Here is a 16,001-nt window from a genome sequence, read left to right as displayed (position 1 = left end):
TTGGCAAAATGTCATCCTAAACACATCGCTTTATCGCTTTGGGTTTAGGATGATACAGCTAAAAAGCGCGTGCTCGGTCATCAAGGACTTTGAGTGCGGCGATGGATAAAGAAATTTAAACCTTGATCTGGTTAAATTTATAAGAGATAGCCAAAACATCACTCCCATTATGCTTTTGCGGAGCGTTAGCGTCCCTAGCGTTTTTAAGACGATTTACTACGCTAGGGTTAATGATTTTATCATTAAGCCATTTGTTTTTATTTTATGCATTTAGCTTTGCAAGGTGCTTTTAGACTCTAAATTTGAGCTAAATCTTTAACAAAAACTCGCCCCACGTCGTCACCTATAACGAGATAGATCACCACCTATATAAAAAACCTTGTCGCAAGAGTGTATAAGATCGCTCGTGCGAGAGATAAGAGCTAAGATCCCAACTATTTGCCTAAAAACCGTGCGAGGCACTGGATATAAGGTGGAGTGAGGGGGTTTGCATATAAATTTATTTTTTTATAAATTGAATTATCTTTGAAAAAGGCTTTAGTAGAAACCTTAATGGGTTTATGCAAAGACCATTAGCTTTCCATGCCATATATGACTCCATATTTGCTTTTATGATATTTTTAATGCTCTTGTTGCTCTCGCCACCTATTCTCATTTTTACAAAAACTTCATCGACATAGCTACTTGTGATTTTGTATTTTTCAAAAAATCTTAACATAAGCTCATAATCAGCGGCGATTTTAAAACTAAGATCAAACACTCCATACTTTTCGTAAATTTCTTTTTTAACAAAAAATGTAGGGTGTGCTGGGTGCCAGCCAGATCTAAAAAGGCCTTCTTGGTACTTTTTTGACCTCCAGTATCTTATAACTCTTTTTGGATCATTTGTATCTATGTATTCAAGATTTGCATATACACTATCGATATTACTCTTTGAAAACTCATCAGCCACTATCTGCAGAATTTTATCACTTGCGTAAAAATCATCACTATTTAATATGCCAACAACGTCCCCAGTAGCCATTCTAATGCCCTTATTCATAGCATCATATAGACCATTATCCTTTTCACTGATAAATTTTATCTTATCTCTATAGCTTTGCACTATCTCTATAGTGCCATCGGTACTATATCCGTCTATGATAATATACTCTATATCTTTATAGCTCTGATTTAAAACAGAATTTATGGCATCTTTTATCGTTTTTGCATTATTCCAGACTACCGTTATGATTGATATTTTCAAATTTTATTCTCCAAGATATTTTTATAAATTTCAATCTGTTTTTCAATAACATACTCATTTTTGTATTGTTTTGTGCTCTCTTTTGCGGCCCTTGAAAGTCTATCGTAGCTCTCAAATTCATATGATCTTTCTATCACACTTTTTAACTCATCGGGGCCACTTAAAAATCCATTTACACCATCTTTTATAAAATCACCCCTTGTTCCTATGTCATATCCTATGACGGGCACTCCTACGCTCATGGCTTCTACGATAGTCAATCCAAATGTTTCATATAATAGCGATGGTTGCAGTAAATACTTTGAATGTGAGATAATAGTCATGGTTTCTTCTCTTGGACACTTACCTTTAAATATTATGTTTGACTTTGTATATCTTTGTCTAAGTTGTGCTTCAATATCTCCGCCACCAACAATGGTTAAAATATACTTTTCGTCTAGCTGATCCCAAATTTCTAAAAGCCCTAAAATCCCTTTTGACTCCTCTAGCCGCCCTACATATACATAGTTATGTTTTTGTGTCTCTATGCTAAATTTCATTTGTAAGCTATTTGGCTTTAGAATGATCTTGCTTTCACTCACTCCAAGACTTTTAACCTTATCTTTTTGAAAATTTGTTAAGACAAAAAAGTAGTCGATACTTTTAAAAGCTCCAATTAACTTATAAAACCAAAAAGCCAGCTGCGCCACAAGACTTTGAAGAAGTGACTTTCTATAACATCTATTTAAAATGCCAGATAAAGAAAATGTTTTATGCGCGCAAATTTCACAAATACCAAAACCATCTCTATATAAAATTCCAGATATGCACCACAATCTATAATTATGCAAAGTATGGATCACTTTTGTTTTACTATCTTTAGCGGCCTTAAAAACAGCAGGCGTAAGAAGTGGGAAAAAGTTATGAACATGAACAATTTCAATACCATTTTCTTTTATTATTTTTCTAACCTCTTTGTAATATTTTTTTGAAAACCATATCTCAAAAAGAAGTTTAAATTTATTTATATTATCATTTGAAACTTCATAGCAAAAAACATTTTCATCTCCTAGTTTTTTGCGCAGGGCGTTTAGCTCATTTTTATAAACGATATCCTCACCGCCAATATTCTTTGATTGGTATTTATTGTGGATTATTAGAATTTTCATAAGTATGCGCTTATTTGCTGTGCATCTTTGGCATTAATGTCATAACTATCGGCATTGCTACATAAATTTTGCAACATTTCATCGTCAAAATTTCTTATTATTTGCATAAGGCTATTTTTGTCAGTAGGATCAAATACAAAGCCATTTATGCCATTTTTGATTAATTCAGAAGAGCCACAACGATCACTTATCAAGACTGGTAGTCCAAAATACAATGCCTCCTCTACCACCAAGCCCCAAGGCTCGATCAAACTAGGTAAAATGAAAACATCATTTTTGGCGAATTCGGCACCTATAAATTTATTTTCTATAGCTCCTCTAAAGATTATATTTTTATTTGAAATAGACTGCAAAAACTCCTGCTGCTCACCAACACCGATAATAGCGAGAGTAAAATTTGGCATAGCATTAAAAATCTCTACTAGAAATTTTAAATTTTTGATATCCACAATCCTGCCAATATATAAAAATCTACCGCTAAATTTCTTTTGAGTTTTTATAAATTCTGGTTTATTTATGATGCCGACACCATTAGTAATTTTAATATCTCCATGGAAATTTAATGCTTTTAATAGATCACAATGCAAGCTACCAGAGGCAAAAACTGTAGAAATCCTTGACAAAAAGATCTTTTTTATAAAACCCTTTAATCCCTTATAACTACTTTCAAATATAGTTGACTCAAGAGCCAGGCAATTTTTGCTTTTTTTGCTCGTAAAGGCTATATACCAAAATTCTGGCAAGTCCCATCCGCTGACCAAAATCCTCTTAAATTTTACTGTGCTGAGTATGGTTTGAATAGCCAATATATTTTTAAAAATTTTTCTTTTTTGAAAATCTCCTTGATATAAGACCTCATAATCAAATAGTGCATCATTTACACTAGAAAAGTTATTTGAACGCTTTTGCGAAGTATCTGATGAGATAAATATAACAAATATCTTTAATCTTTTTGCCAATTCATTATATAAATTTATCTTATAAAAAGCTGGTATATGAGTCACTATCAAATAATCATACATATTTAAAAACCAACCAATTTTTTTATTTCTCTCTTTTATAAAAAAATCATAAGAGAAAGTAACACTATAGAAATAATAAATTTAAACAACCAGTAATCAGACTGTAAAACCTTTTGAACAGCTATGTGAGCGATATTGTTGGTATATGGGTGTAGTATAAAAAGTAGCATGGTGTTACTGCCCCATATTTTTGATAAATTTACTATTTAATCTTATATTTTTATACAAAAATAAGCACATAGACAAAAGAGACAGCCCAAATCACATTTAAAAATTTATTAGAATAAACTTTACTTGCCATGTCTAGATTTAAGTTAAATCCAAAAAGATAGATCACCACAAGCACTACAAAAGACAGAAAAACAAATATATTAGGCAATCTTTTTCAAAAATAATATTACCAGCATAGACAAATATCAATGAATTTAGGGCGCTATCGAGTCCGAACGGAAGGTCGATATGAAAGCTAGCCATAAATAAAAACACGACTACAAATGATTGTAAGAGCAAGCTAGGTATTTTATTTTTTATCAAATATAAAAATATCCTTGAAAAAAATAGTGCTGGCAAAAACCATAGCACGAAAGCATAGGTGTTGCAAAGTCCAGCAAAATCCATATCTATAAAAATACCTTTGATATCATGTGCATAATCCAGAGCCTCTCTATGCAGTAGATATCTTTTTAGTATCTCCATAAAAAGACCAATAATAGAAAAAATAAAGTATGGGATCATTAATCTTTTGAAATTTTTAACTATAAAATCTTTAAAAAGTGTGTCAAATTTTATAAAAAAACCAGAGATCATAAAAAATAATGGCATATGCCAGGTATATATGAAGCCATTTAATGGGAAAGTATATGCCCTAGTATAACCGACAATATCCCTATAAATTTTTAAGGTGTCAACCCAATCAACTCTTTGTTGCACAATAGTTATTCTCACTTAACTTTTTAATTTCTGTAAAAACCATACGTTTTTTTAATATATCAAATACTCTATTTTGAGAAAAAAACATTCAAATACAATAGCTTGAATATTATATTGTGTAAAAAAGTTCTTTCCTCCCTTTAACACTTGTTCTTCGAAGCCTTCAACATCAATTTTTACTATATACCTATTATCTTGGGCAAAATTATTATCAACGATAAATTTATCTAATGTTATTGCTTGTACCTTTATGCCATCTTCCATTTTAATTATATGATTTACAGTCGAGCTTCCGCCATAATCTGAAAAATGGACACTACCTATACTATCTGACAGAGCCAATTGTTTTACAAGTGTTTCGTCCAAATTATTTAGCAAAAAATTCATTTTGCATCTTTTGGAGGTAAAAGGATGCGGCTCAAAGGCTATGACACTATCGCAAACATCTATCATTGAAATGCTATAGGAACCAATATTTGCACCAATATCTAAAAATATAGTTTTTCCACATTTCTGACAATTGTTTTGCTTTGCAAATTCTCTTAATAGTAAAATTTCTTCTCTATCTGGTATATCGGTATATGTATACATGCTCGATACATTGCAATTAGGATATAAAAATATTTTTTTGCCATTAAAAATGGTCTTTGATATTATCTTTTTGATAATCTTTTAAATATCTGAAAAGACATACCAACAAATAGATATTTTTATTTTATATATGCCATCGTTTTTATTCCATATATATTTTAATACATTTAGCATTCTATGATCTCCCAATCAACCTTTTTGACATAGTATTTAAATAAAATCCAATATTTAATTAGATCCAAAACTAATGCACTGGCTACTTTATTATCTCTTTTTATCTTATCATACTCTTTAAATATCTCCAGAGTTCTTCCATTCCCAATGCCGTCATCTCGCCATCTGGCAGAAACGATATCTTTAGTTATAACGCTTGGAAAATTTTGATAACTTCGAAGCAAATGTTCATAGTCCATACAAAATTTATTATTTAGATCAAAAAGTCCATATTTTTCAAAATAACTCTTTGGCACAAACAACCCCTGGTGTGGCAAAGACATCCTAAAGAGCAACGATCTTTTATCAAAATTCTTTAAAAATTTGGACCTATAAATTTCATTTCCATTTTCATCCACCCTTTGTATCCTTGTGCTAATTATAGATGACTCTCCAGCCTTGATATCTTTAAAAACCTCTTCTAAAGTTTTACTAGATAAAAATCCGTCACCATCGCCTTGAAAATTTATATAATCACCTTTTGCAGCTGTTACACCCTTATTAAAAGCATCGCTTATACCCTTATCTTTTTCGCTAATCCAATATGAAATTTTATCTTCATATTTTTTTATGATTTCTAAAGTACCATCAGTACTTTCACCATCTATTATGATATACTCAAAATTTTTATATGTCTGATTTATGATACTTTTAATAGTTTGCTCTAAATATTTCTCGCCATTAAAAACAACTGTTATGATAGAAATTTTTGGTTGTTCTAAACTCATGAATTTATTATCTCTAGAATAGATTTTTTGTAAGCCTCATAATCAAAACTATTTATCTTTAAATACCCTTGTTCTGCTTTTTCAGTCAGTAGCTCATTATTCCTTAAATACATAATCATCTTTTTAGCAATGTCTTTTTCATTGTTTGGATCAAAAAGCAAGCCAGCCTCTCCCACTTGTTCGGGCAAAGCTACAACATTAGAACAGCAAACTGCAACTTTTAATGAAAATGCTTCATATATGGGGATGCTAATGCTCTCAAAAAGTGTGGGCATCACCAAAAATTTAGACATCTTATATAAGAATGGAAGATCAGAATAATCTATATATCCAAGATAAATAACATTATTTTGCAATTGTAGTCCTTTTATTTTATCATCTACATTTTGAAAGTTATTTTGCTTTTGAACCAGTAAAGACTAATTTTTAAATCCTTGAATTCTAACAATACTAAAAAGCTTCTAATAATTTTTATATGGTTTTTTTATGTGGCCAAAATTGAGCTGGATAGAAGATATATTCTTCAGGAAGGTTATATTTTTGCCTTTATAGTTTTATACAAAATTTTTTCATCTATGGTACTACTATTAAAAGCACTTTGGAGGCGGTGATTGGACTACGTGCACCTTATTGGGATCAACTCCCAAGAAATTTTATAATATCACTTTTTACAAATTGAGATTCGCATAGTAAATTTTTATCTGCTGATTTTGATAGAGCTCTATTATTTAACCATCTTATAATTTTTATCTTTTTAATGTAAAAAAATATGGATAATATCTTTCCTGCATATCATGCAATGTAAAGATAAAAGGCTTATTGAGATAAAAAAATGCGGGTATAGGGATATAACAGGACAAACAAATTTATCTATATCACAAAAATATCTTTTTCGTCTTTTTATAGTGGCTTTCTAATAAACAATAAAAATTTGAAAAACTCTTATTAGCTTATTTTAATATAAAAATATTTGGTTTATTTATCTTTCTAATCTCTATATTATATTCATCAAAACTATCATTATTGGTATCGGTAAATACAATATATGTGTTATTTTTTTATCTTGCGTGATGACATCTATGATAGAACGAGTATATTGATAAAACCCCGCCGCCTTTTGGATCTCCAAACGCAAGAATACCAATTTTTCATTTAGAGAGCTCTAAATATATAATTTTATAATCACCTATTTTAAAAATCAGATACATCTATATCCTTGTTAAATCTACCACAAGATGGCAAAGGCAACTTTGAAATAGTTCCAAATTTCTACTAGATTATCTACCATATAATCTGTAACATTCCAATATTTAAATATCTTTACTATAGACTCATAAGAATAAATAAAATGATATCCGAACAATAAAGCATCTTTACCCAATGGAAGCATGATATAGACCTTGGAACTATCTTTTGTTACCCTATTTAACTCCTCTAGAAATTCCAATAAGGCACAAGGATTTAATTCATCGCCATATCTTCCTTGTCCAATAAGATGTAACGTACTTGGTGAAGTAAAAACATCAAAAGTTTTATCTGAAAATGGTAACACATTTGATATATCATGTTTTATATATTTCACGTCCGATATACTGTCCAAAGGCTCCTCTAGTACTAATGCAGTAACATTATTATTAATACTATTAAACATATTAGAAAATTTCGTATTTCCCACATCTAGTATTTCCAACTTAGATTCACCCCCCCCTATTAATCTATTATTAAGTATTTTTTTTGCTATCCAGTATGCAAATATTGCATAGTGATCTGGATTTTCCATAGGGTTTTCTTTGCTAATAGGATAATTTACAGTATGGAATTCTATATCCAATTTTTCATATTCTTTGTTAACCGTTTTTTTAAAATTATCAAATTCTTTTAACGGATGCCTTTTAAGAAATCTATAAAGCATTGCGAATAGTCCTACAAATATATTTGACTTGTTCTTGAGTAATAGTATAGTAACTTGGCAAATTTACTCCGGTCTTGTAAATCATACGAGTGATCTTAGTATCACAATTGACACCACTATACATTGGCATGTCAGATATAGGATAAAAATATGGTCTAGAGTCAATGCCCAATTCCTTAATCCTTTGCATAAATTCCGTTCTTTTCTCTTCTGAATAATCTTTTAATTCTAAACACACCATCCAATAAACATTTCTCGCTAAAGGGTGCTCATAATTTAACCTTATGTTTTTAATACCACTTAGTTCATCCTTATACCATTTAAAGATAAGTCTTTTTTTATCTATAAATTTGTCAATACTCTCCAACTGGGCCAACCCTAATGCCGCCTGGATATTTGTCATCCTATAGTTAAAGCCTATATCCGTATGCCAATATCTTTTCTCTTTGCTCATGGCATGATCTCGTAAAAATTTAAGTCTATTATATATGTTTTCATCATTTGTTGTAATCATGCCTCCTTCTCCAGAAGTTATAATCTTATTACCATAAAAACTAAAAATTCCAACATCTCCAAGACCACCAACTTTTTTACCATTCCACTCGGCACCATGAGCTTCAGCCGCATCCTCTATGACAATAAGATTATTTTCTTTAGCTATATTATTTATTTCATCCATGTTGGCTGGATGACCATATATATGAACTGGTATTATAGCCTTTGTTTTTTTTGTTATTAGTTTCTTTATGCCGTCTACACAAATACACAAACTATCTTTGTCTATATCAGCAAAAACTACATTTGCGCCAGTATATTTTACAGCATTAGCTGTAGCAACAAAGGTAAAATCTGGTACAATTACCTCATCTCCGCTTGAAATACCAAATGCCGCTAAAGCCAAATGCAAAGCAGTGGTACCATTTGATGTAGTTAGGGCAAATTTAGTATCACAATATTTTGCAAATTTTTTTTCAAAAGTATCTATGTATTCACCTATAGATGACACCCATCCAGATTCTAATGCTTTAAGAACATATTCCTTTTCTTTTTCGCCTATATAAGGCATAGATATTGGTATATTTTCCATTTTAACTACTCCACTATTTTCATAATTTTATTTAATTTTTTTCTATGTGATGACGCTATGTTTATCTCTTTTGCTTCATATGTGCCAATAGCTATTAACGCTATAATAACCCTTGAGTCATGAATTTTCAACAACCCCCTAAGATTCTTATCTGTCTTTGGGTCTGTAGACCAGTTTAGCGTGCAACTTGCTATATTATTAAAATGAAGACAATTCAATAGGGACATTAAAAATATCCCACCATCTATATATGGCTGATTTTTCTCATTTGGTCCAAAGAACGATGGTATCAAAGAACAAACTACAATTATATTTTGAATACCGCTTATTCCACTATTACCATTTTGTAGTGCCAATATTTTTTTGCAGGTTTCTTTGTTTCTTACAACCAGTGCTTCATATCCTTGCCTATTACACACAGATGGGGTTGTGTTTTTTGCCATATATATAGCCTTGGCAACATCAGAATCACTTATCTTTACGTCGCCAAAATTTCTTATAGAGTGTCTACTTAATATAACTTTTTTAAAACTACTAGATGTATTAAATCTGATATGTTTATATTTTTTTATACGGTTTTATCTCTAAAAATATTTTTCCTTGGAATAATCATGATATTTATTATATTCCGCAATAGCACTATTAAAAAGCGCTAACTCGTATTTATAATTCTCATTGTTTTTATAAATTTAATATTATTTTTCAAAACTACTTACTAATTCTTTCCCAAACTCCTTTTTAATATTTTTTTAAACTAAATGCTCTTTCTATCGAATGTATTTGAGCCAATACTATAGAACTTATATTATCATCTCTAAATCTATTTGCTGGGTTCGCTAATGAGTATTTAAAATACCTATGTATGTCTGGGAAATACGAAAAATATAACATAATATAAGCTTTTTATAATTTTTAATATCTTTTATCATTTTAGTGCTTCCATTAAAAATTTTTATAGATGCGACTCTATGCCTTTGAATACTATTATGAACATATTCATAATTTATATCACTAGTAATATTTTTTTAAAATGATCTTCATTATATATTCTTTGTCTCAATTCAAACATGTTAATTAAAAAAACTCTAGTTTATTTTTTTCTATAAGTCGTAATATCAACCATAAAATTTTTATCAAATAATATAGAAAAACTGTCCCATGAAACTATATTAGTAACTACGAAATCGGAATATTTTAAATAACTTAACCACTCGAATGGATCTATAGAAAATAATATTTTTTAAATCTTTTTACTCTTGTATCCAAAAGAAACGATATTAAGTGATTTTTCTTTTAGCAAAAGCTATCATTTCATCTTCTAAATTTTTATTATTGCCAAGATAGTAATAAAAATATACTTACCATCCAAATTTGGCTTTGGAACGTTATGATCTATCAAAAATGTCGGATCAAGAACTATGTCTACTGGCATATTAGGAAATTTTTCTGACACAATATCTTTTGAATTTTGGTCTCTAACCGAGATAGATGAAAAGTCTAAAAGCATATTTTTTTAATACTACTTATTTTTTCCATCATATACATCCGTACTTCCGAAGCTGGCTGCGTAAGAAATTCTTTTACCAGCCAGCCCATCTCCAAAATACGTATCTATAATGCCACCCAAGGCATTATTTAAATCCCATATCTCATCGCTTCCAAAGATCAATAGGTCATATGAATAATCATTTATTTCTTTAATATTATTAAAATTTTTAGATATATTTAATAGCGAAAAGAACTCTATTAAATTTTATACTTTTATAAAATACCTTCAAAAGATATATTGATTTTTATTTTTATATGTTGCCTTAAGTTCAGCCATCTTATATTCTAAGCTTTTATAATTAACAAGCTCAACATTATGCCCCAAACTTTCTATAAATTTTTGATAATGAATAAGCCTGAAGGTAGGCTCCAAAATTTAATTCGTCATACGTTGTTACAATGCCTACTTTCATATTTTATTCCAAAATATATTTGTAATTTTATTTATGAAATAAGGTAAAATCAAATAAATCTTTTTAAAAATTAAAATTGACGCCATGATAATGCTCTTTTTGTTAAAATAACTGTTTTTAATTTAATAAAAAAAATTTTTCTAGTTTTCTTATTAAAAAAATCGAAAGCTAAGTTTGCAATAAAGTAACTAATCAAAGTTGCAATAGCAGCCCCTTGAATTTCATATTTTGGAATTAATAAAAAATTTAAAATTATATTTAGACTGGCTCCACAAAATGATCTCCAAAATGCAAAAATTTGTAAATTTTCAGCTACAAACCAATCTCCGCTAATAACACCTATGGAAATCAATACGTTGGTCCAAATATGTATCTTTAAAATGCTTCCAGCCTGATAGTATTGATCACCATAAAGTATATCTATAATATTATTAGACAAAATAGTAACTGGAAGAGCTATTGCAATAGCTATCCATACCACTAGATTATAAAGCATTTGAAGCCTAGCATAGTATCTTTCGCTACAATTTCTTGAATTTACAATCGCAGGAAAAAAACTGTAAGATATGGCCAGTGGAATAAAATAAAAAGATTCGCTTAACTTAGTTGCAGCCGTATATTGTCCAACAGCTATTTCTCCTAACATACTTTTAATCATAACTTGATCTATTTTCAAATAAATTGCAATTACTGCTGAACTCAATATAATCGGATAAGAATTTTTTAATAAATCAACTGCAATTAATTTACTAAAATATATTTTTCTTACCATAAGAGTTGAATATTTCAAGAAAAAATAAATAAACCCCAAAGATAAAACTATACTATCAAATAGGATAGCCCATGCAAAAGCTACGAGTGGAGCATCAATAAAAATAAGTATAATTTTTACTATGCTACTTGCAAAAAGAGAGATAATATTAGAAAACACTACATATTTTGATAAAACTTTTGATTGAAAATACATATCTATTACATTAAATGATTGAAATATAGTAGCACTAGCTATAATAAACACTAATAAATTTGTATATCTATCATTAGAAGTAAAATGGATAGCAATTGCCAAAACCAATAAAGTCAAAATAGAACCCACGAGCTTAAGATAAAAAGTAGTACCTATTAGCTCATTTGTTTTACTTTCATCCTTTACTAGCTCTCGTACCACTATACTATCAAGTCCAAGCGTAGCAATAGCAGTAAAAAGTCCTACAAAACTTTGAGCATATGAAAAAAGCCCAAATCTCTCAGGTCCTAAGTATCTAGCCACCCAAATACCTACGAAAAGTCCAACGAACATACGGAGTATTTTTTCAAAAAAAAGCCACGATGTATTTTTAAAATACTTCATAAAGCCTTGATGATTTTTTAATGATATTATGTTATCTATCATTTATTTTCAAATACCACTCATAAAGTGTCTTTATCCCATATTCAAGCTCTACTTTATGTTTCCAGCCAAGAGAGTGGAGCTTAGATGGGTCCGTTAGTTTTAGCATCGTTCCATCAGGCTTGTTATCATTAAAGTATAGCTCGCCTTTAAAGCCAATTATATTTTTAACCAAATTTGCTAGCTCATTTATCGAGATATCTTTGCCTGTGCCTATATTTATATGCGTATTTCTTATCTCTTTGCTATTCTTATCATAAGTATCTTTAAAGTCTCTATTTTCCAGTAAAAACACGCAGGCATCGGCCATATCTTCTGAGTACAGAAACTCTCGTCTAGGCTTTCCTGTGCCCCAAATTTCTACTCTATCTTTTGAAATACCAAATTTATCAAGATAAACCATAGCTTCATTTATATCTCTTACTTTTAGATCTTTTACTACTTCGCCAAATTTTTCTTCGCTTAAAAGCTTTGCTAGGTGTATCTTTCTTATAAGTGCTGGCAATACATGCGAAGTTTCTAGATCAAAGTTATCATTTGGGCCATACAAATTTGTAGGCATTACAGATATGAAATTTGTGCCGTATTGTAAATTATAGCTCTCACACATCTTCATGCCAGCTATTTTGGCTATCGCGTATGGCTCATTTGTGTATTCAAGTGGAGATGTCAAAAGCACCCCCTCGCTCATTGGCTGTGGAGCATCTTTAGGATATATACAAGTACTTCCAAGAAATAATAGTTTTTTTACCTTATGCACATAGCTTTGATGGATCACATTATTTTGAATTTGTAAATTTTCATATATAAAATCAGCCCTATACGTACTATTAGCCACTATTCCGCCGACCTTTGCAGCAGCTAGTACTACATACTCAGGTTTTTCTTTTTCAAAAAACTCACAAACAGCTTTTTGATCCATTAGATCAAGCTCGCTATGAGTTCTTGTGATTATATTTTCATAGCCTTTTGATTTTAAATTTCTCACTATAGCAGAGCCCACCAGTCCCTTATGTCCTGCTACATAAATTTTGCTATTTTTATCCATTTTTTACTCGAAATAGCTCATTATCTCATATCCACCATCTTTTAGATAGACGTCTTTTGTCATGAGCTTTAAGTCTGATTTCATCATATCATTCACTAGATCTTGAAGATTAAATTCTCTCTTCCAGCCTAGTTTTTTCTCTGCCTTACTAGGATCTCCAAGTAGCAAATCAACCTCTGTTGGTCTAAAGTACCTTGGATCCACGCAAACCACAGTTTGACCAACACTTAAATGAGATAAATTTAAATTTAACTCTTTTGCCTTTTCAAAATTTAGTGAGTCCACGACTCCTACCTCATCTACACCAGCCCCTTCAAATCTCAAATTTATACCAGCATAAGCAAATGCAAATTTTACAAAGTCTCTAACCGCTGTCGTTTGTCCAGTTGCTATTACCCAGTCTTCTGGCTGTGGGGCTTGCAGTATCATCCACATCATCTTCACATAGTCTTTTGCATGACCCCAGTCTCTTTTGGCGTCTAAATTTCCAAGATAAAGCTTGTCTTGAAGTCCAAGCGCTATCTTGCTAGCTGCTCTTGTGATCTTTCTAGTTACAAATGTCTCACCTCTAACTGGCGATTCATGATTAAACAATATACCATTACAAGCAAAAATGCCATAAGCCTCTCTGTAATTAACCGTTATCCAGTAGGCATACATCTTTGCAACTGCATAAGGGCTTCTTGGGTAAAACGGAGTTGTCTCGCTTTGGGGAGTCTCTTGCACTTTTCCGTAAAGCTCAGAGGTAGATGCCTGATAAATTTTTGTCTTTTTCTCAAGCCCTAGTATCCTTATAGCTTCAAGAAGCCTAAGAGTGCCTGTGCCATCAGCATTTGCGACATACTCTGGAGTCTCAAAGCTTACATGCACGTGGCTCATGGCAGCTAGGTTGTAAATTTCATCTGGCTGCACCTCTTGGATGATCCTTGTTAAATTCATAGAGTCCGTCATATCGCCATAGTGCAAGAAAAAGTTTCTATTATCAACATGTGGATCTTGATAAAGATGATCTATCCTATCTGTATTAAAAAGACTTGTTCGCCTTTTTATACCATGAACTATATAACCTTTTTTTAGTAAAAATTCTGCCAGATAAGATCCATCTTGACCAGTTATGCCAGTTATTAACGCTACTTTTTTATCCATAAATCACCTTTTAAAATCATCATCTAAGCGAATTATATCATCTTCACCTGTATATTCGCCGACTTGAGCTTCTATTAAAACCACAGGGATCTTACCTTCATTAGATAGCCTATGAATTTCACCCATTTTTATATAGATAGACTCATTAGGACAAACAAGTCTAGTTGTCTCGCCGATCGTCACAGTGGCACTACCTGATAGTACTATCCAGTGCTCATTTCTATGAAAATGCTTTTGCAAAGATAGCCTTTTACCAGGCTTTACTTCTATTATCTTTATCTTATAGCCGTCTTGATTTTCAAGAACAGTATAGTTTCCCCAAGGCCTATTTGTTGTAACATGAGCATTGCAAAGCTCAGAACTTTCCTCTTTTAAAATTTCCACCACATTTTTTACCTTTTGGCTAGAGGATTTTTTAGATATTAAAAGAGCATCTTTTGTATCTACCACCGTTAGATCATCAACATCTATCAAGGCTATTTTTTTACCTCTAGATAGGACTAGGTTATTGTGAGAATTTATCTGCACCAGGTCGCTATTTATTGTATTGCCATTAGCGTCTTTTTCTAGCTCTACGTCCAAACTATCAAAACTCCCAAGATCACTCCAAGAAGCATTTAAGGCTACCATTTTTACGATATCAGACTTTTCCATCACAGCATAATCTATGCTGTTTTGTGGGATATTTTGCATATCAGTAGCGTCTATTTTAATATCAAATTCGTCTTTTTTTGCATTATCAAAAGCAAATTTGCACGCTTCAAGTATCTCAGGGGCAAAAATTTTCATCTGATCCAAGAAAACACCTGCCTTAAAGACAAACATGCCTGAATTCCAGTAAAAATTCTGATCTTTTAGAAATTTAACTGCCCTTTCGTAGTCTGGCTTTTCATAAAAAGCCTTTACATCACCATTAAAACTCTCAATATAGCCAAATCCCGTCTCAGGCGACCTTGGTTTTATGCCAAAAGTAACCAAGAAATTTTGCTCTGCCAGCTCTTTTGCTACTTTTACGCTCTTTTGATACTCTTTAACGTCCTTTATCAAATGATCCGATGGCGTTACTAAAACCACTTCATTTGGATCAAGTGCGAGGCAAGCCAATGTGATCGCTGGAGCAGTATTTCTACCAACTGGCTCGAGTAGATATTTAAAATTTGTGATATTTAAATTTTCTATCTGATCCATTGCTAAGTAGTAATGATCAACATTTGTTATAACAAATGTCCTATCGCAAATTTCACTGTTTCGCAGTGCTGTTAGCTGAAAAAGAGACCTATCATCAAATAATTTAATAAATTGTTTTGGCATCAAAGTCCTGCTAATAGGCCATAATCTCGTACCAGAACCACCGCATAATAATATATTAGTCATAATTTATTTCAACTTTAAATTAGTTTTAAAAATTCTTTTTAATTAAAGCAAAAATAGACTAAGAATCTAATAAAAATGCTAAATTTTAATACTTTAAAATTTAAACTTATGCTGAGCATGGCACTTTTTTTAAAACCATTTTCTAAAGCTATTGCCTTTTTAGCTTGTGTCCAAAGACACCTGTGTGGATTTTATAGCAAGAGCT

16 protein-coding genes are annotated in these 16,001 nt (G+C 31.1%); all 16 read right to left on the bottom strand.

The genetic code is table 11. From position 1 onward, the window contains the following. Positions 1-30: 30 nt before the first annotated feature. The gene (locus tag CVT00_RS10340; protein ID WP_269059490.1) at positions 31-159 is read right to left on the bottom strand and encodes a hypothetical protein; all 129 of its coding nucleotides are present in this window, start codon (positions 157-159) and stop codon (positions 31-33) included. 340 nt (positions 160-499) lie between these two features. Beyond that, a complete protein-coding gene (locus tag CVT00_RS00170) occupies positions 500-1,246 on the bottom strand; it encodes a glycosyltransferase family 2 protein (protein ID WP_103557870.1) in 747 nt (248 codons plus the stop codon). Beyond that, a complete protein-coding gene (locus CVT00_RS00165; RefSeq protein ID WP_103557869.1) occupies positions 1,243-2,394 on the bottom strand; it encodes a glycosyltransferase family 4 protein in 1,152 nt (383 codons plus the stop codon). Before CVT00_RS00165 ends, CVT00_RS00170 begins: the two co-directional genes overlap by 4 nt. Beyond that, complete coding sequence (locus CVT00_RS00160) at positions 2,391-3,416, bottom strand: glycosyltransferase (RefSeq protein ID WP_107915947.1); 1,026 nt, start codon at positions 3,414-3,416, stop codon at positions 2,391-2,393. Before CVT00_RS00160 ends, CVT00_RS00165 begins: the two co-directional genes overlap by 4 nt. Before the next feature lie 345 nt (positions 3,417-3,761). Further along, a complete protein-coding gene (locus CVT00_RS00155; RefSeq protein WP_196376862.1) occupies positions 3,762-4,361 on the bottom strand; it encodes an acyltransferase family protein in 600 nt (199 codons plus the stop codon). A 36-nt stretch (positions 4,362-4,397) separates the two neighbouring features. Next, entirely contained in the window at positions 4,398-4,937 is a 540-nt protein-coding gene (locus CVT00_RS00150; RefSeq protein ID WP_196376861.1) for an FkbM family methyltransferase, read from the bottom strand. 167 nt (positions 4,938-5,104) lie between these two features. Further along, positions 5,105-5,878 (bottom strand): glycosyltransferase family 2 protein, encoded by a 774-nt coding sequence (locus CVT00_RS00145; RefSeq protein WP_196376860.1) that lies wholly within the window; start codon positions 5,876-5,878, stop codon positions 5,105-5,107. Then, positions 5,875-6,291 carry a glycosyltransferase gene (locus tag CVT00_RS00140; protein ID WP_196376893.1) on the bottom strand — a complete coding sequence of 139 codons (417 nt, stop codon included), beginning with the start codon at positions 6,289-6,291 and terminating at the stop codon, positions 5,875-5,877. Before CVT00_RS00140 ends, CVT00_RS00145 begins: the two co-directional genes overlap by 4 nt. Before the next feature lie 812 nt (positions 6,292-7,103). After that, on the bottom strand, positions 7,104-7,790 hold the full coding sequence (locus tag CVT00_RS00135) for a DUF268 domain-containing protein (RefSeq protein ID WP_196376859.1): 687 nt from the start codon (positions 7,788-7,790) through the stop codon (positions 7,104-7,106). Continuing rightward, positions 7,780-8,877: a DegT/DnrJ/EryC1/StrS family aminotransferase gene (locus CVT00_RS00130; protein WP_103557862.1), complete on the bottom strand. Its 1,098-nt coding sequence runs from the start codon at positions 8,875-8,877 to the stop codon at positions 7,780-7,782. The genes CVT00_RS00135 and CVT00_RS00130 overlap by 11 nt, the downstream gene beginning before the upstream one ends. A gap of 5 nt (positions 8,878-8,882) precedes the next feature. Further along, positions 8,883-9,395 carry a nitroreductase family protein gene (locus CVT00_RS00125; protein ID WP_430516356.1) on the bottom strand — a complete coding sequence of 171 codons (513 nt, stop codon included), beginning with the start codon at positions 9,393-9,395 and terminating at the stop codon, positions 8,883-8,885. A gap of 800 nt (positions 9,396-10,195) precedes the next feature. After that, the gene (locus tag CVT00_RS10405) at positions 10,196-10,384 is read right to left on the bottom strand and encodes a polysaccharide pyruvyl transferase family protein (RefSeq protein ID WP_196376858.1); all 189 of its coding nucleotides are present in this window, start codon (positions 10,382-10,384) and stop codon (positions 10,196-10,198) included. A 524-nt stretch (positions 10,385-10,908) separates the two neighbouring features. Continuing rightward, the gene (locus CVT00_RS00115) at positions 10,909-12,231 is read right to left on the bottom strand and encodes a flippase (protein ID WP_230853763.1); all 1,323 of its coding nucleotides are present in this window, start codon (positions 12,229-12,231) and stop codon (positions 10,909-10,911) included. Next, positions 12,221-13,276 (bottom strand): GDP-L-fucose synthase family protein, encoded by a 1,056-nt coding sequence (locus CVT00_RS00110; protein WP_103557859.1) that lies wholly within the window; start codon positions 13,274-13,276, stop codon positions 12,221-12,223. Before CVT00_RS00110 ends, CVT00_RS00115 begins: the two co-directional genes overlap by 11 nt. 3 nt (positions 13,277-13,279) lie before the next feature. After that, complete coding sequence (gmd, locus tag CVT00_RS00105; RefSeq protein ID WP_103557858.1) at positions 13,280-14,422, bottom strand: GDP-mannose 4,6-dehydratase; 1,143 nt, start codon at positions 14,420-14,422, stop codon at positions 13,280-13,282. Between the two features lie 3 nt (positions 14,423-14,425). Beyond that, entirely contained in the window at positions 14,426-15,796 is a 1,371-nt protein-coding gene (locus CVT00_RS00100; RefSeq protein WP_103557857.1) for a mannose-1-phosphate guanylyltransferase/mannose-6-phosphate isomerase, read from the bottom strand. Between the last annotated feature and the right edge of the window lie 205 nt (positions 15,797-16,001).

Source organism: Campylobacter concisus (assembly GCF_003048675.2).
GTDB classification, from domain to species: Bacteria; Campylobacterota; Campylobacteria; order Campylobacterales; family Campylobacteraceae; genus Campylobacter_A; species Campylobacter_A concisus_F.
Note: the sequence above shows the minus strand (reverse complement) of the source record. Positions and strands in the feature narration are given on the sequence as shown.

Bases quoted from the DNA above. Each gene is read 5' to 3' on its own strand.
- CVT00_RS10340 (WP_269059490.1), bottom strand. From the start codon at position 159: ATGTTTTGGCTATCTCTTATAAATTTAACCAGATCAAGGTTTAAATTT.
- CVT00_RS00165 (WP_103557869.1), bottom strand. From the start codon at position 2,394: ATGAAAATTCTAATAATCCACAATAAATACCAATCAAAGAATATTGGC.
- CVT00_RS00160 (WP_107915947.1), bottom strand. From the start codon at position 3,416: ATGTATGATTATTTGATAGTGACTCATATACCAGCTTTTTATAAGATA.
- CVT00_RS00150 (WP_196376861.1), bottom strand. From the start codon at position 4,937: ATGTATACATATACCGATATACCAGATAGAGAAGAAATTTTACTATTA.
- CVT00_RS00145 (WP_196376860.1), bottom strand. From the start codon at position 5,878: ATGAGTTTAGAACAACCAAAAATTTCTATCATAACAGTTGTTTTTAAT.
- CVT00_RS00135 (WP_196376859.1), bottom strand. From the start codon at position 7,790: ATGCTTTATAGATTTCTTAAAAGGCATCCGTTAAAAGAATTTGATAAT.
- CVT00_RS00130 (WP_103557862.1), bottom strand. From the start codon at position 8,877: ATGGAAAATATACCAATATCTATGCCTTATATAGGCGAAAAAGAAAAG.
- CVT00_RS10405 (WP_196376858.1), bottom strand. From the start codon at position 10,384: ATGCTTTTAGACTTTTCATCTATCTCGGTTAGAGACCAAAATTCAAAA.
- CVT00_RS00115 (WP_230853763.1), bottom strand. From the start codon at position 12,231: ATGATAGATAACATAATATCATTAAAAAATCATCAAGGCTTTATGAAG.
- CVT00_RS00110 (WP_103557859.1), bottom strand. From the start codon at position 13,276: ATGGATAAAAATAGCAAAATTTATGTAGCAGGACATAAGGGACTGGTG.
- gmd (WP_103557858.1), bottom strand. From the start codon at position 14,422: ATGGATAAAAAAGTAGCGTTAATAACTGGCATAACTGGTCAAGATGGA.
- CVT00_RS00100 (WP_103557857.1), bottom strand. From the start codon at position 15,796: ATGACTAATATATTATTATGCGGTGGTTCTGGTACGAGATTATGGCCT.